General features: G+C 70.0%; 15 protein-coding genes. 8 read left to right on the top strand and 7 right to left on the bottom strand.

The features are described from left to right. Positions 1-53: 53 nt before the first annotated feature. On the bottom strand, positions 54-713 hold the full coding sequence (locus tag ACFSNB_RS13835; protein ID WP_377317552.1) for a GntR family transcriptional regulator: 660 nt from the start codon (positions 711-713) through the stop codon (positions 54-56). Between the two features lie 196 nt (positions 714-909). Between ACFSNB_RS13835 and hisN the strand changes: the two genes are divergently transcribed. The 3 genes from hisN to ACFSNB_RS13820 are packed head-to-tail and all read left to right on the top strand — an operon-like array spanning position 910 to position 3,772. Next, complete coding sequence (gene hisN / locus ACFSNB_RS13830; RefSeq protein ID WP_377317550.1) at positions 910-1,686, top strand: histidinol-phosphatase; 777 nt, start codon at positions 910-912, stop codon at positions 1,684-1,686. Beyond that, positions 1,683-2,315, top strand: a complete 633-nt coding sequence (gene nth, locus ACFSNB_RS13825) for an endonuclease III (protein ID WP_377317548.1) — start codon at positions 1,683-1,685, stop codon at positions 2,313-2,315. Before hisN ends, nth begins: the two co-directional genes overlap by 4 nt. An 11-nt stretch (positions 2,316-2,326) precedes the next feature. Then, entirely contained in the window at positions 2,327-3,772 is a 1,446-nt protein-coding gene (locus ACFSNB_RS13820) for a cobyric acid synthase (protein ID WP_377317600.1), read from the top strand. Between the two features lie 65 nt (positions 3,773-3,837). Here the strand turns inward: ACFSNB_RS13820 and ACFSNB_RS13815 are convergent, their stop codons facing one another. Continuing rightward, a complete protein-coding gene (locus ACFSNB_RS13815) occupies positions 3,838-4,785 on the bottom strand; it encodes a lysylphosphatidylglycerol synthase transmembrane domain-containing protein (RefSeq protein WP_377317546.1) in 948 nt (315 codons plus the stop codon). A gap of 552 nt (positions 4,786-5,337) precedes the next feature. On the opposite strand from ACFSNB_RS13815, the gene ACFSNB_RS13810 reads away from it, so the two are divergent. Genes ACFSNB_RS13810 through ACFSNB_RS13795 form a run of 4 tightly spaced genes read left to right on the top strand, consistent with a single transcriptional unit; the run spans position 5,338 to position 10,009 of the window. After that, on the top strand, positions 5,338-6,774 hold the full coding sequence (locus tag ACFSNB_RS13810) for an APC family permease (RefSeq protein WP_377317544.1): 1,437 nt from the start codon (positions 5,338-5,340) through the stop codon (positions 6,772-6,774). Next, positions 6,771-8,126 (top strand): aminotransferase family protein, encoded by a 1,356-nt coding sequence (locus tag ACFSNB_RS13805; protein WP_377317542.1) that lies wholly within the window; start codon positions 6,771-6,773, stop codon positions 8,124-8,126. Before ACFSNB_RS13810 ends, ACFSNB_RS13805 begins: the two co-directional genes overlap by 4 nt. Positions 8,127-8,145: 19 nt before the next feature. Then, a complete protein-coding gene (locus ACFSNB_RS13800) occupies positions 8,146-8,685 on the top strand; it encodes a carboxymuconolactone decarboxylase family protein (RefSeq protein WP_377317540.1) in 540 nt (179 codons plus the stop codon). A 22-nt stretch (positions 8,686-8,707) separates the two neighbouring features. Then, the gene (locus ACFSNB_RS13795) at positions 8,708-10,009 is read left to right on the top strand and encodes an O-acetylhomoserine aminocarboxypropyltransferase/cysteine synthase family protein (RefSeq protein WP_377317538.1); all 1,302 of its coding nucleotides are present in this window, start codon (positions 8,708-8,710) and stop codon (positions 10,007-10,009) included. A 270-nt stretch (positions 10,010-10,279) separates the two neighbouring features. Here ACFSNB_RS13795 and ACFSNB_RS13790 read toward each other — a convergent pair whose 3' ends face one another. The 4 genes from ACFSNB_RS13790 to ACFSNB_RS13775 all read right to left on the bottom strand — a co-directional run bounded on the left by ACFSNB_RS13790 (position 10,280) and on the right by ACFSNB_RS13775 (position 11,918). After that, positions 10,280-10,615 carry a cysteine-rich small domain-containing protein gene (locus tag ACFSNB_RS13790; RefSeq protein ID WP_377317536.1) on the bottom strand — a complete coding sequence of 112 codons (336 nt, stop codon included), beginning with the start codon at positions 10,613-10,615 and terminating at the stop codon, positions 10,280-10,282. 57 nt (positions 10,616-10,672) lie between these two features. Continuing rightward, on the bottom strand, positions 10,673-11,176 hold the full coding sequence (gene tpx, locus ACFSNB_RS13785) for a thiol peroxidase (protein WP_377317534.1): 504 nt from the start codon (positions 11,174-11,176) through the stop codon (positions 10,673-10,675). 73 nt (positions 11,177-11,249) lie between these two features. Continuing rightward, a complete protein-coding gene (locus ACFSNB_RS13780; protein ID WP_377317532.1) occupies positions 11,250-11,588 on the bottom strand; it encodes a hypothetical protein in 339 nt (112 codons plus the stop codon). Between the two features lie 93 nt (positions 11,589-11,681). Then, on the bottom strand, positions 11,682-11,918 hold the full coding sequence (locus tag ACFSNB_RS13775) for a DUF1178 family protein (RefSeq protein ID WP_377317530.1): 237 nt from the start codon (positions 11,916-11,918) through the stop codon (positions 11,682-11,684). A gap of 180 nt (positions 11,919-12,098) precedes the next feature. On the opposite strand from ACFSNB_RS13775, the gene lipB reads away from it, so the two are divergent. Beyond that, positions 12,099-12,740 (top strand): lipoyl(octanoyl) transferase LipB, encoded by a 642-nt coding sequence (gene lipB, locus ACFSNB_RS13770; RefSeq protein ID WP_377317528.1) that lies wholly within the window; start codon positions 12,099-12,101, stop codon positions 12,738-12,740. Here lipB and ACFSNB_RS13765 read toward each other — a convergent pair. Then, on the bottom strand, positions 12,718-13,590 hold the full coding sequence (locus ACFSNB_RS13765; RefSeq protein ID WP_377317526.1) for a DMT family transporter: 873 nt from the start codon (positions 13,588-13,590) through the stop codon (positions 12,718-12,720). The two genes, lipB and ACFSNB_RS13765, sit on opposite strands and share 23 nt — an antisense overlap. Positions 13,591-13,839: the final 249 nt, after the last annotated feature.

Raw genomic sequence — 13,839 nt, 5'->3', positions numbered from 1 at the left:
ACCCCCTTTGTTTTCATTGATGAAAAAAAGAGAGGCTCGGGCGGCAGCCTGCTTCAGGCCATCACCGAGACGAATTCGGCGAACACGTCGGCCTGCAACGCGGCGTGTTTGTGCATCGCCTCCTGGGCGCGTTCGGGGTCGGCGGCCTCGATCGCGGCCAGGATGTCGGCATGTTCGGCCAGACTGACGTCGATCCGGCCGGGGTGGCTCAACTGGTAGCGGCGATAGGGGGCGAGGCGGGCGAACAGGGTGTGGGCGATCTCGCGCAGGATCTCGTTGTGGCTGCCGCTTTGCAGCGCGTCGTGGAAGGCGAGGTTCGAGGCGTAATAGGCATCGACGTCGCGGGCGGCGGCGTAGCTGCGGGAATGGCGGTGCAGCGCGGCCAGCCGTTCCTTTTCCTCCATCGACATCCGCCGCGCGGCATAGCGGGCGCACAGGCCCTCGATCTCGCCCATCACCTCGAACATCTGCACCATCCGGTGCAGGTCGAGCGGCGCCACCACCGCCCCCTGGCGCGGCTTCTTCTCGACCAGCCCGGAATGGACCAGTTGCAGAATCGCCTCGCGCACCGGGGTGCGCGACAGGCCGAACCGGGCGGCGAGGCTCTCCTCGTCGAGGCGGGCGCCGGGGCGCAGCCGGCCCTGGAAAATGTCGGTTTCAATCGCGAGGCGGATTTCCTCCGCCCGGGTGATCGGTCTGGTCGCTTCTGTCATCGCATGGTTCCGTTGCGGCTGCCGGGCACTATAGCCGAGCCGGCTGCCTTGTTCAAATTAAGGCGGCAAATTGCACATTTTTAAGATTGCTGCGTATACAGCCGGGGCGGGAGGCGGGCAGGGGGGTGAATTTCCTCCTTCAGCCCCCCGGGGTTTCGGGGCACACTGCGCGAAGTTCCGCCACCGGATCGAGACGATGGATTCCTGCCCCGCCGAGTATGTCGCCCTTGCCCTCCGCCTTGCCGATGCCGCCCGGCCGGTGGTGCGGCGCTATTTCCGCACCCCGATCGCGGTCGATACCAAGGCGGATGCCAGCCCGGTGACCGTCGCCGACCGCGAGGTCGAGGCGACGATGCGGGCGATCCTCGCCACCGAGGTGCCCGATCACGGCATCCTGGGCGAGGAGCAGGGCCGCGATCATTGCGACGCCGAATGGGTGTGGGTGCTCGATCCGATCGACGGCACCGCCGCCTTCATCTCCGGCAAGCCGAGCTTCGGCACCCTGATCGCCCTGGCCCATCGCGGCCGGCCGGTGCTGGGGATCATCGATCAGGCCTATACCGACGAACGCTGGCTGGGGGTGGCCGGCCATCCCACCACCCTCAACGGCCAGCCGGTGGCGGTGCGGGCCTGCCCCGACCTCGCCCACGCCCAGGCCAGCACCACCGCGCCCGAACTGTTCGACGCCGCCACCCGGCCGGGCTGGGACCGCATCGCCGCCCGGGTCGGCCGGCTGCGCTACGGCAGCGACTGCTATGCCTATGCCCTGGTCGCCACCGGCTTCGTCGATCTGGTGGTCGAGGCCGGGCTCAAGCCCTACGATTACGCCGCGCTGGTGCCGGTGGTCGAAGGGGCGGGCGGGATCATGACCGACTGGGCCGGGCGCGGCCTGACCATCGAATCCGACGGACGGGTGGTCGCCGCCGGCGATCCCCGCACCCTGGCCGAGGCGCTGGCGGTGCTGGCGGCATGAGTCCGGACGCGGTTGACGCCCTTTACGCCCGCCTCGCCGCCGCCAATCCCGAGCCGCGCAGCGAGCTTGACTACCGCGACGCCTATACCCTGCTGGTGGCGGTGGTGCTGTCGGCCCAGGCCACCGATGTCGGGGTCAACAAGGCGACCGGGCCGCTGTTCGCCCAGGCGGCGACTCCCGAGGCGATGGTCGCGTTGGGCGAGGAGCGGCTGGCCGAGCTGATCCGCACCATCGGCCTCTACCGCACCAAGGCCCGCAACGTCATCGCCCTGTCGCGGATCCTGCTCGATCAGCATGGCGGGCAGGTGCCGGCCGAGCGGGACGCGCTGGAGGCGCTGCCCGGGGTCGGACGCAAGACCGCCAACATCATCCTCAACATCGCCTTCGGCCAGCCGACGCTGGCGGTCGATACCCATGTCTTCCGCCTCGCCAACCGCACCGGGCTGGCCCCGGGCAAGACGGTCGAGACGGTCGAGCGCGGCCTGCTGGCGGTGACGCCCGAACGCTGGCTGCGCCATGCCCATCACTGGCTGATCCTGCATGGCCGCCACGTCTGCAAGGCGCGCAAGCCGGCCTGCGAGTCCTGCCTCATCGCCGATCTGTGCGCCTTCCACACGGGGGCGGCGTGATTCCTGCGCTGATGCTGCAAGGCACCGGCTCCGACGTCGGCAAGTCGCTGCTGACCGCCGGGCTGTGCCGCCTGTTCACCCGGCGCGGTCTCAGGGTGCGGCCGTTCAAGCCGCAGAACATGAGCAACAACGCCGCCGTCACCATCGATGGCGGCGAGATCGGCCGCGCCCAGGCGTTGCAGGCGCGCGCCTGCCGGGTGCCGCCGCGCGCCGACATGAATCCGGTGCTGATCAAACCGCATTCCGACACCGGCGCCCAGCTGGTGGTCGGCGGGCAGGTGTGGGGCCAGGCCGGGGCGGGCGATTACCAGCGGCTGAAGGCCGGCTTGCTGCCCGAGGTGCTGGCCGCCTTCGCCCGGCTCGGCGCCGAGGCCGACCTGCTGCTGGTCGAGGGGGCGGGCAGCGCCGCCGAGGTCAATCTGCGCGCCGGCGACATCGCCAACATGGGCTTCGCCACCGCCGCCGACCTGCCGGTGGTGCTGGTGGCCGACATCGACCGGGGGGGCGCGATCGCCGCCCTGGTCGGCACCTGGGCGGTGCTGCCGCCGGAGGAGCGGGCGCGGATCAAGGGCTATGTCGTCAACCGCTTCCGCGGCGATCCGACCCTGTTCACCCCGGCGCTCGACGTGATCGCCGCCCATACCGGGCTGCCCTGCCTCGGCATCGTGCCGTGGTTCGCCGAGGCGGCGCTGCTGCCGGCCGAGGATGCCGCCAGCCTCGCCACCCGCCCGGGTGCGCCGGGGCGGCCGCTGCGGGTCGCGGTGCCGCGCCTGCCCTGCATCGCCAATTTCGACGATCTCGATCCGCTGGCGGCCGAGCCCGATCTCGGCCTCGATCTGGTCCCGCCCGGCCGAGCCCTGCCCGGCGACGCCGATCTGGTGATCCTGCCCGGTTCGAAGGCGACCATCGCCGATCTGGCCTTTCTGCGCGCCCAGGGCTGGGAAATCGACCTTGCCGCCCACCTGCGCCGGGGCAGCCGGGTGCTGGGGATCTGCGGCGGCTATCAGATGCTGGGGCGGCGGATCACCGACCCGCTCGGGGTCGAGGGGCCGGCCGGGGCCAGCGTCGAGGGGCTCGGCTGGCTGGAGGTCGAAACCGAGATGGCGGCGGCCAAGGTGCTGCGCGACAGCCACGGGGTCGATCATCTCGGCCGGCCGGTGCGCGGCTACGAGATGCACATGGGCCGCACCTTCGGTCCCGACGCCGAGCGCCCGCTGGTGATCCTCGACGGCCGCCCCGACGGCGCCCGTTCGGTCGATGGCCGGGTCGCCGGCTGCTACCTGCACGGCCTGTTCGCCTCGGATTCGTTCCGCGCCGGCTTTCTTTCCACGCTCCGCCCCGGCCGCGCCGAGGGCGAGGCGTGGGAACCCCGGATCGAGGCGATTCTCGACCGGCTGGCCGACCATCTGGCCGATCATCTCGACCTCGCCCGCCTCGCCGCGATCGCCGGTCTGTAAAAGTCGGAAAAGGATTGGGATCCAAGGGCCTTGCGGCCCTTGGCGGGTGCGGGCCGCGCCCGCTTTTATCCCTGTTCGCCCTCGCGAACCTGGGCGCGGACGCCGCTGAGCAGCCACACCAGCCCGCCGGGCAGGGCGCCGGCGGTGCAGGTCAGGCCGAACAGCACCGACAGCACCAGGGCGGAATGGGGCTCGGTGCCGATATAGCCGAAGGCGGCGACCATCGCGGTCTCGCGCACCCCCCAGCCGGCGATCGAGATCGGCAGGGTCATGATCAGGATCACCGGCGGCACCAGCACCAGACAATCGACCACCGAGATATCGAGGCCGAGCCCGACCGCCAGCACATAGACCTGGAGCGCCAGATTGACGTGGCCGAAGATCGCCACCGCCAGGGTCGAGCCGCCCCACACCGGACGGAAGAACAACGCCCGGGTGTCGCTGGCCAGATGCATCAGCCCGCGCACCAGCCGCAGATGGTTGAGCGAGTCGGGCAGGCGGTCGAGCAGCGACAGCACCAGAATTCCGACCACGCCGAGAGCCGACAGCAGCGGGAACACCCAACTGCCGGGGATGGTCGGCACCCGCGCCAGCAGCAGCGGCTGGGTCGCCGCCACCAGCAGCACCAGCCCGAGCACGGTGGCGGCGCGTTCGAGCATCACCGAATTGACGCTGGCCGCCAGCGACAGGCCGGAGCGGCGGGCCTGCCACATCCGCACCGCGTCGCCGCCGATCGCCCCGGGCAGCACGATCGAGAAGAACACCCCGATGTAATAGACCACCAGCGCCTGGGTGGCGGTGAAGGACGCCTTCAGCGCCCGCAGCACCAGCCACCAGCGCACCGCGCCCAGCCAGACCTGGAACAGCGCCAGCGCCAGCGCCAGCACCAGCATCAGCGGATCGAGGGTCTTGGCCTGACTCCAGGCGGAGGCGAGATCGACCTTACGGAAGACGAACCAGATCAATCCGGCCGACAGAGCGCCCTTCAACAGCCAGGGCAACCACCGTTTCATCATCTGTTCCGTACCGCGATGCCATCGGAGCGGCGAGCTATATCATGAAATCCGCCGGGGAGATACCGATCCCCCCGGTGGGCCGTTTGGGCTGAAAGGGGTTGGGCTGCCGCCCAAGCCCGCCCGGGGCGATGCCCCGGACCCCCTTTGTTTTTTCGGTTCATCAGAGGGCGTCCTCCCCGTCAATCCGTGATCAACCGAAAAAAGGGGGCTTGGGGCATCGCCCCGGGCAGGCGCGGGCGGCAGCCCGCTTGGCGAAAGCCAAAATGAGAAAAGCGGCCCGGCGGGTGTGGATAAAGCTACCCATCAATCCAGTAGTCTGGTAGACCTGTTGTCATTGGTCCGGTTTGCATCTGGGTCGTGATGGTTCTGGTCTCTCTCCCCTGGGTCGAGGTGGTCGGGTTCGCCGGCTTCCTCCCCTTTCTCCCGGCGGTGGCCGGGGCGGCGGATCCCTGTACCGGGGCGGCGGCGTTCTGAGCCGCCGTCGGCGTGTGCCCGCGTGGCCGCGCCCTGCTTTTCCCGGCTGGATCCCTCTCCCAGGAGAATGACGCCATGTCCTCGTCCCCGCGCGCCCCCCAGGGGTCGCTCAAGCACGGCCATCTCGGTTTCGCCGACGTGGTCGCCCAGGCGGTCGGCACCATCGCCCCGTCCGGCACTCCCGCCTTCGTGATTCTCGGCGTGTTCGCCACCGCCGGCAACGGCACCTGGCTGGCCTATCTGTTCGCCACCCTGGCCTTGCTGCTGCTCGCCCTCAATCTCAACGTCTTCGCCAGCCGATCGGCCTCGCCCGGGGCGCTCTACACCTTCGCCGGCCAGGGGCTGGGGCCGTTCTGGGGCAATGTCTCCGGCTGGGCGCTGGTGATCGCCTATCTGTTCACCGCCGGGGCGGTGGTGTCGGGCTCGGTCAATTACGCCGAGGTGGTGCTGGCGGCGCTGTTCGGGATCGGGTCCGGCCCGGCGCTGGCGGCGGCGCTGTCGCTGGCGGTGATCGGCGGGGCGTTCCTGATCGCCTGGCGCTCGATCCGGCTGTCGACCCGGGTCTCGCTCGCCGCCGAGGCGGTGACGGTGGGGGCGATCCTGCTGGTGCTGGTCGCCGCCCTGGTCCATGGCGGCGGCGCGGTTGATTCCCACCAGCTCAGCCTCGACGGCGTCAGCCCCGACAGCCTGCGGCTCGGGCTGGTGCTGGCCTTCTTCAGCTTCGTCGGCTTCGAAAGCGCCACCGTGCTGGGCCACGAGGCGCGCGACCCGCTGCGGCTGATCCCGCGCTCGGTGATCGTCACCGTGCTGGCGACCGGGATCTTCTTCGTCGTCGCCGGCTATATCCTGGTCGCCGCCTTCCAGGGGGTCGAGCCCGGCCTCGACAAGACCGACGCGCCGCTGTCGCTGCTGGCCGGCCGGGTCGGGCTGGGCGCGCTCGGGCCGGTGATCGCCGCCGGGGTGTCGGCCAGCTTCTTCGCCTCGGCGCTGGCCAGCATCAACGCCGCCGCCCGGGTGATCTTCCTGCTGTCGCGCCACGGCGTGCTGCATCCGCGCGCCGGCGACGCCCACGCCACCCACGCCACCCCGCATGTCGCCATCGCCGCCTCGGCCGCGATCGTCGTCCTGCTGTCGCTGCCGCTGACCCTCGGTGGGGTCGGGCTGCTCGACTCCTTCGCCTATCTCGGCACCGTCGCCACCTTCGGCTTCCTGGTCGCCTACATCCTGGTGTCGGTGGCGGCGCCGCTCTATCTGCGCCAGCGCGGCGAGCTGAAGCCGGTCAACCTGCTGCTGTCGGCCGCCTCGGTGCTGCTGCTGATCCTGCCGCTGGTCGGGGTGCTCTATCCGGTGCCGGATTATCCCCTCAACCTGCTGCCCTATCTGTTCGTCGCCCTGCTGGCGGCCGGCACCCTGTACTTCCTGCGGCTGCGCCGGGTTTCCCCGGCGGTGCTCGACGAGATTCAGGCCGATCTCGACCAGGCCTCCTCGGTGGCGGCGGGGGCGCGCTCGTGACCAGCCTCGCTCCGGCCGACGGGGCAGCGCGGTGGGTGGAGGCGGACCGCCTCCACCTGCTCCACCCCCAGCATCATCCCGCCGACCTCGCCGACCCGATTCTGTGGGTGGCGGGGGAGGGGGTCGATCTGATCGACGCCGCCGGCAATCGCTATCTCGACGCCTTGTCGGGGATGTGGAACCTCCATCTCGGCCATGGCCGGCCGGAACTGGTGGCGGCGGCGGCGGCGCAGATGTCCCGCCTCGCCTTCGCCACCGCCTATGCCGGTTCGACCCATCCGGCGGTGATCGCCCTGGCCGAGCGGCTCGCCGCGCTGGCGCCGCCCGGGATCGAGGCGTTCTTCTTCACCAATGGCGGCAGCGATGCCACCGACAGCGCGATCCGCACCGCCCGCTGGGTGTGGCGGGCGCGCGGCCGGCCGGACAAGACCATCATCCTCAGCCGCGATCTGTCCTATCACGGCTCGACCGTCGGCGCGGCCAGCGCCACCGGGGTGGCCGAGTTCTCCGACCCGTTCGGGCCGCGTTTGCCCGGCTTCGCCCGGATCGCGCCGCCTTATCCCTATCGCGGCCTCGACGGGGCCGGGGCGGCGGCGGCGCTGGAGCGGGCGATCCTCGACCTTGGCCCGGACAAGGTCGCCGCCTTCATCGCCGAGCCGGTGCTGGGCGGTGGCGGCGGGGTGATCGTTCCCGACGCGGATTATTTCCCCCGGGTACGGGAGATCTGCGACCGCTACGACGTGCTGTTGATCCTCGACGAGGTGATCACCGGCTTCGGCCGCACCGGGCGCTGGTTCGCCGCCGAGCATTGGGGCCTGCGCCCCGACATCCTCCAGTTCGCCAAGGGGATTACCGGCGGTCATCTGCCGCTGGGTGGGATCGGGGTCAGCGCCGCGATCAAGCGGACGCTGGAATCCGTTCCGGCCGAGGCGCGCTGGTGGCACGGCCTGACCAGTTCCGGCCATCCGGTCGCCTGCCGGGTCGCGCTGGAGACGATCCGCATCATCGCCGACGAGGGGCTGGTCGAACGCTCGGCCCGGCTCGGCGCCCGCCTGCTCGACCGGCTGCGGGCGGGGCTGGCCGACCATCCCCAGGTCGGCGAGGTGCGCGGGCTCGGCCTGCTCGCCGGGATCGAACTGGTGGCCGACCGCGCCGACCGCCGCCGTTTCCCCGCCGCCTTCGACCTCGCCGGCCGGCTGCGCGCCGCCCTGCGCGCCCAGGGGGTGGTGACCCGCGTCGTCAACGACACCCTCTGCCTCGCCCCGCCGCTGACCATCCCCGAGGACCGTCTCGACGCCCTGGCCGACGCGGTCGCCGCCGCGATCGGGACGGTGTTTCCCTCGCAATCCTGATCCGAAAGGCTCTTATCCGATGTCCCGTATCGCTCCGGTCGATCCCGCCACCGCTCCGGCCGAGATCCGTGCCGCCCACGATGAACTGATCAAGTCCCATGCCCTCTCCAACATGAAGGCGGTGCTGCTGCATTCGCCGGCCGCGCTCGACGCGGTGCTCCAATGGTACCGGCTGTTCGAGCAGGTCGCCCCGGTGATCGGCTCGCGCGGGGCGGTGCTGTTCTGCTTCGCGATCTCCAAGGCCAATGCCTGCGAGCTGTGCACCACCTTCATGCGCCGCGAGATCATCGGCTGGGGCGAGGATCCCGAGGCGCTGACCCTGACCCCCGCCGAGCAATTGCTGTGGGATTACGGCCAGCAGCTCGCCCGCGACGCCAACCGGGTCGATGACGCCCTGTTCGCCCGGCTCCAGGCCGCCTTCACCCCGCGCCAGATCGTCGATCTGACCGTGTTCGGCACCCTGATGATCGTCAACAACCTGTTCAACAGCGCGCTGCGGATCGACGTCGATGCCGTCCTCGATCCCTACCGGATCGACCCCGAGCATTATTTCGTCTGACTCCGCCGCCAAGGATCCGACCATGAGTGAACGCGATTTCGGCTTCGCCACCCGCCAGCTGCATGCCGGCCAGAGCCCCGACCCGGCCACCGGCGCCCGCGCCGTGCCGATCTATCAGACCACCTCTTTCGTCTTCAAGGACTTCGCCGCCGCCAAGGCGATCAGTTCGGTCGAGGAATTCGGCTTCGACTATACCCGGATCACCAACCCGACCAATGAGGTGCTGGAAAACCGCCTCGCCGCGCTGGAAGGCGGCAGCGGGGCGCTGTCGCTGGCCTCGGGGTCGGCCGCCACCGCGCTGTCGATCCTCAACCTGACCCATGCCGGCGACGAGGTGGTCGCCGCCAAGACCCTGTATGGCGGCAGCTTCAACCTGTTCGTCAACACCCTGCCCAAACACGGGGTGCGCACCACCCTGGTCGATCCGGCCGATCCCGACAATTTCGCCCGGGCGATCACCCCGCGTACCAAGGCGATCTTCGTCGAGACCATCGGCAATCCCGACATCAACGTGATCGATTTCGAGGCGGTCGGCCGCATCGCCGAGGCCCATGGCCTCCCGCTGATCGTCGACAACACCTTCGGCACGCCCTATCTGTTCCGCCCGTTCGACCACGGCGCCAACATCAGCGTCCATTCCGCCACCAAGTTCCTCGGCGGCCATGGCACCTCGATCGGCGGGCTGGTGGTCGATGGCGGCAACTTCAACTGGGCCAACGGCAACTTCCCCGACTTCACCACCCCCGACCCGGCCTATGGCGGCTTCGTCCATTGGGAAAAGTGGGGCAATTATCCCGGCGCCGGCAACATCGCCTACATCATCAAGCTGCGGCTGCATTACCTGCGCGATTTCGGCCCGACCCTCAGCCCGTTCAACGCCTTCCTGTTCCTCCAGGGGATCGAGACGCTGTCGCTGCGGCTGGAACGCCAGGTCGCCAACGCCCAGCGCATCGCCGAATGGCTGGAACAGCGGCCCGAGGTCGCCTGGGTCGCCTATCCCGGCCTGCCCAGCAGCCCCTATTACCAGTTGGCGCGCAAATATCTGCCGAAAGGGGCCGGGGCGATCCTGACCTTCGGGGTCAAGGGCGGGCTGGCCCAGGCGCGCAAGCTGATCGAGGCGACCCGGATCTTTTCCTTCCTCGCCAATGTCGGCGATTCGAAGTCGCTGATCGTCCACCCCGCCACCGTCACCCACGGTCAGCTCAGCGAGGCGGAACAGCGGCTGGCCGGGGTCAAGCCCGAACAGGTCCGCCTTTCGGTCGGCACCGAGGACATCGACGACCTGCTGTGGGACCTCGATCAGGCCTTCGCCGCCGCCGCCTGAGTCGTTGCCGGGGCTGCCGCCCCGCGCGCAAACATGCGCAGGTTAGGCGGGCTGCCGCCCCGCGCGCTTCGCGCGCAAACAAACACAGGTTAGGCGGGCTGCCGCCCGCCGGCCCGCCCGGGGCGATGCCCCGGACCCCCTTTGTTTCCCCTCATGAAAACGGGAGAGGTCTGGAGGCGGAAGCCTCCAGGCGGGGCCCGGGGCGGCAGCCCCGCAGGAGGAACGGCAAAGACGGGGCCGTCCTCAGCGATGAATCCAAAAAGGGGGGGGTCAGCCGGGGGTGGAATCTTCCGGGTGTTTCGGCCAGGGGCGGGTCTGTTCGCCGCCGTCCCACGGCACCGGCTCGGCCAGCCATTTCTGGATGAAGCCCCAGGATTGCTTGTAGCCGTCATGGGGCAGGGTACAGGCCGAGCAATCCTTGCGCCGCACCCCGTTCTTGCTGGTGAAGGCCTTGTAGGGGCCGGGGCAGGCCAGGGCGTTGAGCGGACAGTAACAGAACAGACAGTTGAACTCCCGCTTCACCCCTTCGTGGCAGGGGTAGAACGGACAGTTGGTGTTGGTGAAGCCCTTGTAGGCCTCGTTCTGGGTGGTGTCTTTCGGTTCCACCGGGGGGGGCCTCCCTGAAGCGGGCCGCCGCCGGGCGGGCGGCGGCCCTTGCGTTCCTCAGGCCCGCACCGCCGCCAGCGCGGCGGCATAATCGGGCTCGTCGGCGATCTCGGCCACCAGCTGGGTGTGGACCACCTTACCGCCCTTGACCACCACCACGGCGCGGGCCAGCAGCCCGGCCAGCGGGCCGTCGGTCAGGGTGACGCCATAGATCTTGCCGAAATCCTTGTGGCGGAAATCGGACAGCGGCTTGACCCGCTCCAGCCCCTCGGCGCCACAGAAGCGGGCCTGGGCGAACGGCAGGTCGGCCGAGATGCACAGCACCGCGACGTCGCCCAGCGCGTTGAGTTCGGCGTTGAAGCGGCGCACCGAGGCGGCGCAGGTCGGGGTATCGACACTGGGGAAGATGTTGAGCACCACCGCTTTGTTGTCGGCGAAAGCGGCCAGGCCGTGATCGCTGAGATCGGTCGCGGTCAGCACGAAGTCGGGGGCCGGGCTGCCGACCGCGGGCAGCTCGCCGGCGGTGTGGAACGGGGTCCCCTTCAGGGTGACGGTGGCCATGGGATCTTGCTCTCCGGATGAATGAGGAGAGCCCGACTTTGCCCCATTCGCCGCCATCCGGCAACGCGGTTGGTCAGTCGAGTCGGCGCCGCATCACCGACCAGACGATCCAGGCGGTGATCGCCGGACCGCAGATCAGTGCCAGACGGTTGAGCGCCACCGCGAAGCCCCACCGCTCGCCCGACAGCAGATAGGCCTGCTTGCACTCGTAACGCTGCTGGAAGCTGCCCTCGCAGGTGCGCATCCGCTGCTGCATCGTCTTGGCGGTGTGGTTGTCGACGATCTCGGGCGGGACCTCGTGGAAGAAGCCCCAGGTCGCCAGCGCCAGCCACACCGCGCAGCCGAGCGCCACCAGCCGGTCGCCGATGCGGCGCCGGCGCGCGGGGTCGGCCTCGACAGAAGACAGGGACATCGTCATTCGCCGGAACGCGCCAACGGGATCATCTCGTAACCCGCAAAGGTAGATCTCCCCGGGTTAAGGCGGGCTTAAACCGGGGGGATCGGGTCAGTGCTGGCCGGCGAAGGCGCAGCCGCCGCAGCCCTGGCTGGGGCAGGCGGGCGGCAGTTCGGCGGCCTTGGCCTTGCCAAGATTGGGGGCCATGATCGCCTTGCTGACCGCATGGCTGCCGCATTCGGGACAGGTCAGCCCGCCTGCGGCGGCGCGGCTGTCATATTCGGCGCCATTGCCGAACCATTCCTCGAATTCGTGACCGTGTTCGCAGCGCAGTCGGTAAAGAATCATCGCCCGGGTTCCTTCTGAATCACGCCCGTGGGTTATAGCGGCGGCGGGCGCCCGACCTCAAGTGCTTGCCGCCCCGCGACAAAAATAGGAGAGGGTCCGGGAGGCGCAAGCCTTCCGGTCGGGGCCCGGGGCGAAGCCCCGCCTCTTTCCTCCCCCCCCACCTGTTATTAGAATAGCCCGATGTCCTCCCCCCCTCCCGTCGAATGGCGCCTCTCCGACCACCCCGAACCCTATCCCGCCACGTTGGCGGCGATGGAGGCCCGGGTCGAGGCGATCCGCGCCGGCACCGCGCCCGAACTGGTCTGGCTGCTGGAACACCCGCCGCTCTATACCGCCGGCAGCGGCGCCGACCCGGCCGACCTGCTCGACCCCGACCGCTTCCCGGTGTTCGCCGCCGGGCGCGGCGGCCAGTACACCTATCACGGCCCCGGCCAGCGGGTGGCCTATGTGATGCTCGACCTCGCCCGGCGCGGCCCCGATCTGCGCCGCTTCGTCCACGACCTCGAGGAATGGCTGATCCGCACCCTGGCCTGCTTCGCCGTCCGGGGCGAACGCCGCCCCGGCCGGGTCGGAGTCTGGGTCGATCGCGGCGGCGGGCGCGAGGACAAGATCGCCGCGATCGGGGTGCGGGTCCGCCGCTGGGTCACCTTCCACGGCATCGCCCTCAACGTCGATCCCAACCTCGACCATTATCGCGGCATCGTCCCCTGCGGCATCGCCGAGCACGGCGTCACCTCGCTGTGGGACCTCGGCCTGACCCCGACGCTGGAGGAGGTCGATGCCGCCCTGATCGCCGAGTTCAACGCGGTGTTTGCCGACTGAGCGCCGCCACCGCCCGCCCCGGCGCCAGGGTCAGCCCCAGCCCGAGCAGGATCAGCAGGGTGCCGAGCAGATCCTCGCCGCGTAACGGGGTGGCGAAGGCCAGCGCCGACAGCGCCACCCCGAACGGCGGGTTGAGCAGATGGAAGCTGGCGGCGGTGCCCGGCCCGTGGCGGCGGATCAGCACCACCCACAGCGCCAGCCCACCGATCGTCGCCCCAAAGGCCAGATAAAGCACAGCCGCCACCGTCGCCGCCGACGGCATCCCCACCGGCGCCCCGAACAGCACCGCCGCCGGCAGCAGCGCCAGCGCCCCCGCCGCCGATTGCCAGAAGGTCAGCGCCAGCGGCGGCAGCCCGTGGGCGCGGTCGCGGGTCAGCACGGTCGCCAGGGCAAAAGCGACGGTGCCGGCCGCCACCAGCGCCAGCCCGCGCGGATCGGGCGCGGGCCCCGCCGTCAGCCCGGCCATCACCGCCACCCCGGCAACCCCCAGCCCCAGCCCGGCCAGCGGCCGCGCCGCCAGCCTCTCCTGTCCCGCCACCGCCGCGAACAGCCGGGTCAGGAACGGAGTGCAACTGACTGCCACCACCACGATTTCCGGCCGCAGCAGCTTCAGCCCGCTGAAGGTCAGGCCGAGATACAGCGCATTGTTGAGCAATCCCAGCAGCAGCCCGACCCGCAGCGCGCGGCGGTCGATCCCTCCGGCCAGCACCGGCAGCAGCACCAGCGCCGCCAGCCCGAACCGCGCCGCCAGCAGGGTGAAGGAATCCAGCTCGGCCAGCGCGATCTTGCCGGCGACGAAGGCCGAACTCCACACCAGGCTGAACAGCACCACCAGTCCGATCCGTCCCATCGCCGTACCTCCTTGGTTGCGGCTTTATCCTCGCGGTGGGCGGGTCCTCTGGAAAATTAATAGTCAGGCGGTCATAATAAGAAGGAGCGGGGCTGCCGCCCCGCGCCCCGCCTGGAGGCTGACGCCTTGTATCTTGCGTTCACCAACGTCGAGCAACGAAAACGTTGGAGCGATGGGGCCGGTGGCCACCGGCCCCATCGCGCGGCGGGCGGCGCCCGAGTACGCCTCGGTTACAACCGCTCTGGAGCA

The sequence above is a fragment of the Phaeospirillum tilakii genome, from assembly GCF_042683125.1.
Taxonomy (GTDB): domain Bacteria; phylum Pseudomonadota; class Alphaproteobacteria; order Rhodospirillales; family Magnetospirillaceae; genus Phaeospirillum; species Phaeospirillum tilakii.
This window is presented reverse-complemented; position numbering and strand designations above follow the sequence as displayed.

Excerpts from the sequence above, each read along its gene's own strand:
- lipB (WP_377317528.1), top strand. The coding sequence starts at position 12,099 with ATGTCCTCCCCCCCTCCCGTCGAATGGCGCCTCTCCGACCACCCCGAA.
- ACFSNB_RS13775 (WP_377317530.1), bottom strand. The coding sequence starts at position 11,918 with ATGATTCTTTACCGACTGCGCTGCGAACACGGTCACGAATTCGAGGAA.
- ACFSNB_RS13765 (WP_377317526.1), bottom strand. The coding sequence starts at position 13,590 with ATGGGACGGATCGGACTGGTGGTGCTGTTCAGCCTGGTGTGGAGTTCG.
- nth (WP_377317548.1), top strand. The coding sequence starts at position 1,683 with ATGAGTCCGGACGCGGTTGACGCCCTTTACGCCCGCCTCGCCGCCGCC.
- tpx (WP_377317534.1), bottom strand. The coding sequence starts at position 11,176 with ATGGCCACCGTCACCCTGAAGGGGACCCCGTTCCACACCGCCGGCGAG.
- ACFSNB_RS13815 (WP_377317546.1), bottom strand. The coding sequence starts at position 4,785 with ATGAAACGGTGGTTGCCCTGGCTGTTGAAGGGCGCTCTGTCGGCCGGA.
- ACFSNB_RS13820 (WP_377317600.1), top strand. The coding sequence starts at position 2,327 with ATGCTGCAAGGCACCGGCTCCGACGTCGGCAAGTCGCTGCTGACCGCC.
- ACFSNB_RS13795 (WP_377317538.1), top strand. The coding sequence starts at position 8,708 with ATGAGTGAACGCGATTTCGGCTTCGCCACCCGCCAGCTGCATGCCGGC.
- ACFSNB_RS13835 (WP_377317552.1), bottom strand. The coding sequence starts at position 713 with ATGACAGAAGCGACCAGACCGATCACCCGGGCGGAGGAAATCCGCCTC.
- hisN (WP_377317550.1), top strand. The coding sequence starts at position 910 with ATGGATTCCTGCCCCGCCGAGTATGTCGCCCTTGCCCTCCGCCTTGCC.
- ACFSNB_RS13810 (WP_377317544.1), top strand. The coding sequence starts at position 5,338 with ATGTCCTCGTCCCCGCGCGCCCCCCAGGGGTCGCTCAAGCACGGCCAT.
- ACFSNB_RS13800 (WP_377317540.1), top strand. The coding sequence starts at position 8,146 with ATGTCCCGTATCGCTCCGGTCGATCCCGCCACCGCTCCGGCCGAGATC.
- ACFSNB_RS13780 (WP_377317532.1), bottom strand. The coding sequence starts at position 11,588 with ATGTCCCTGTCTTCTGTCGAGGCCGACCCCGCGCGCCGGCGCCGCATC.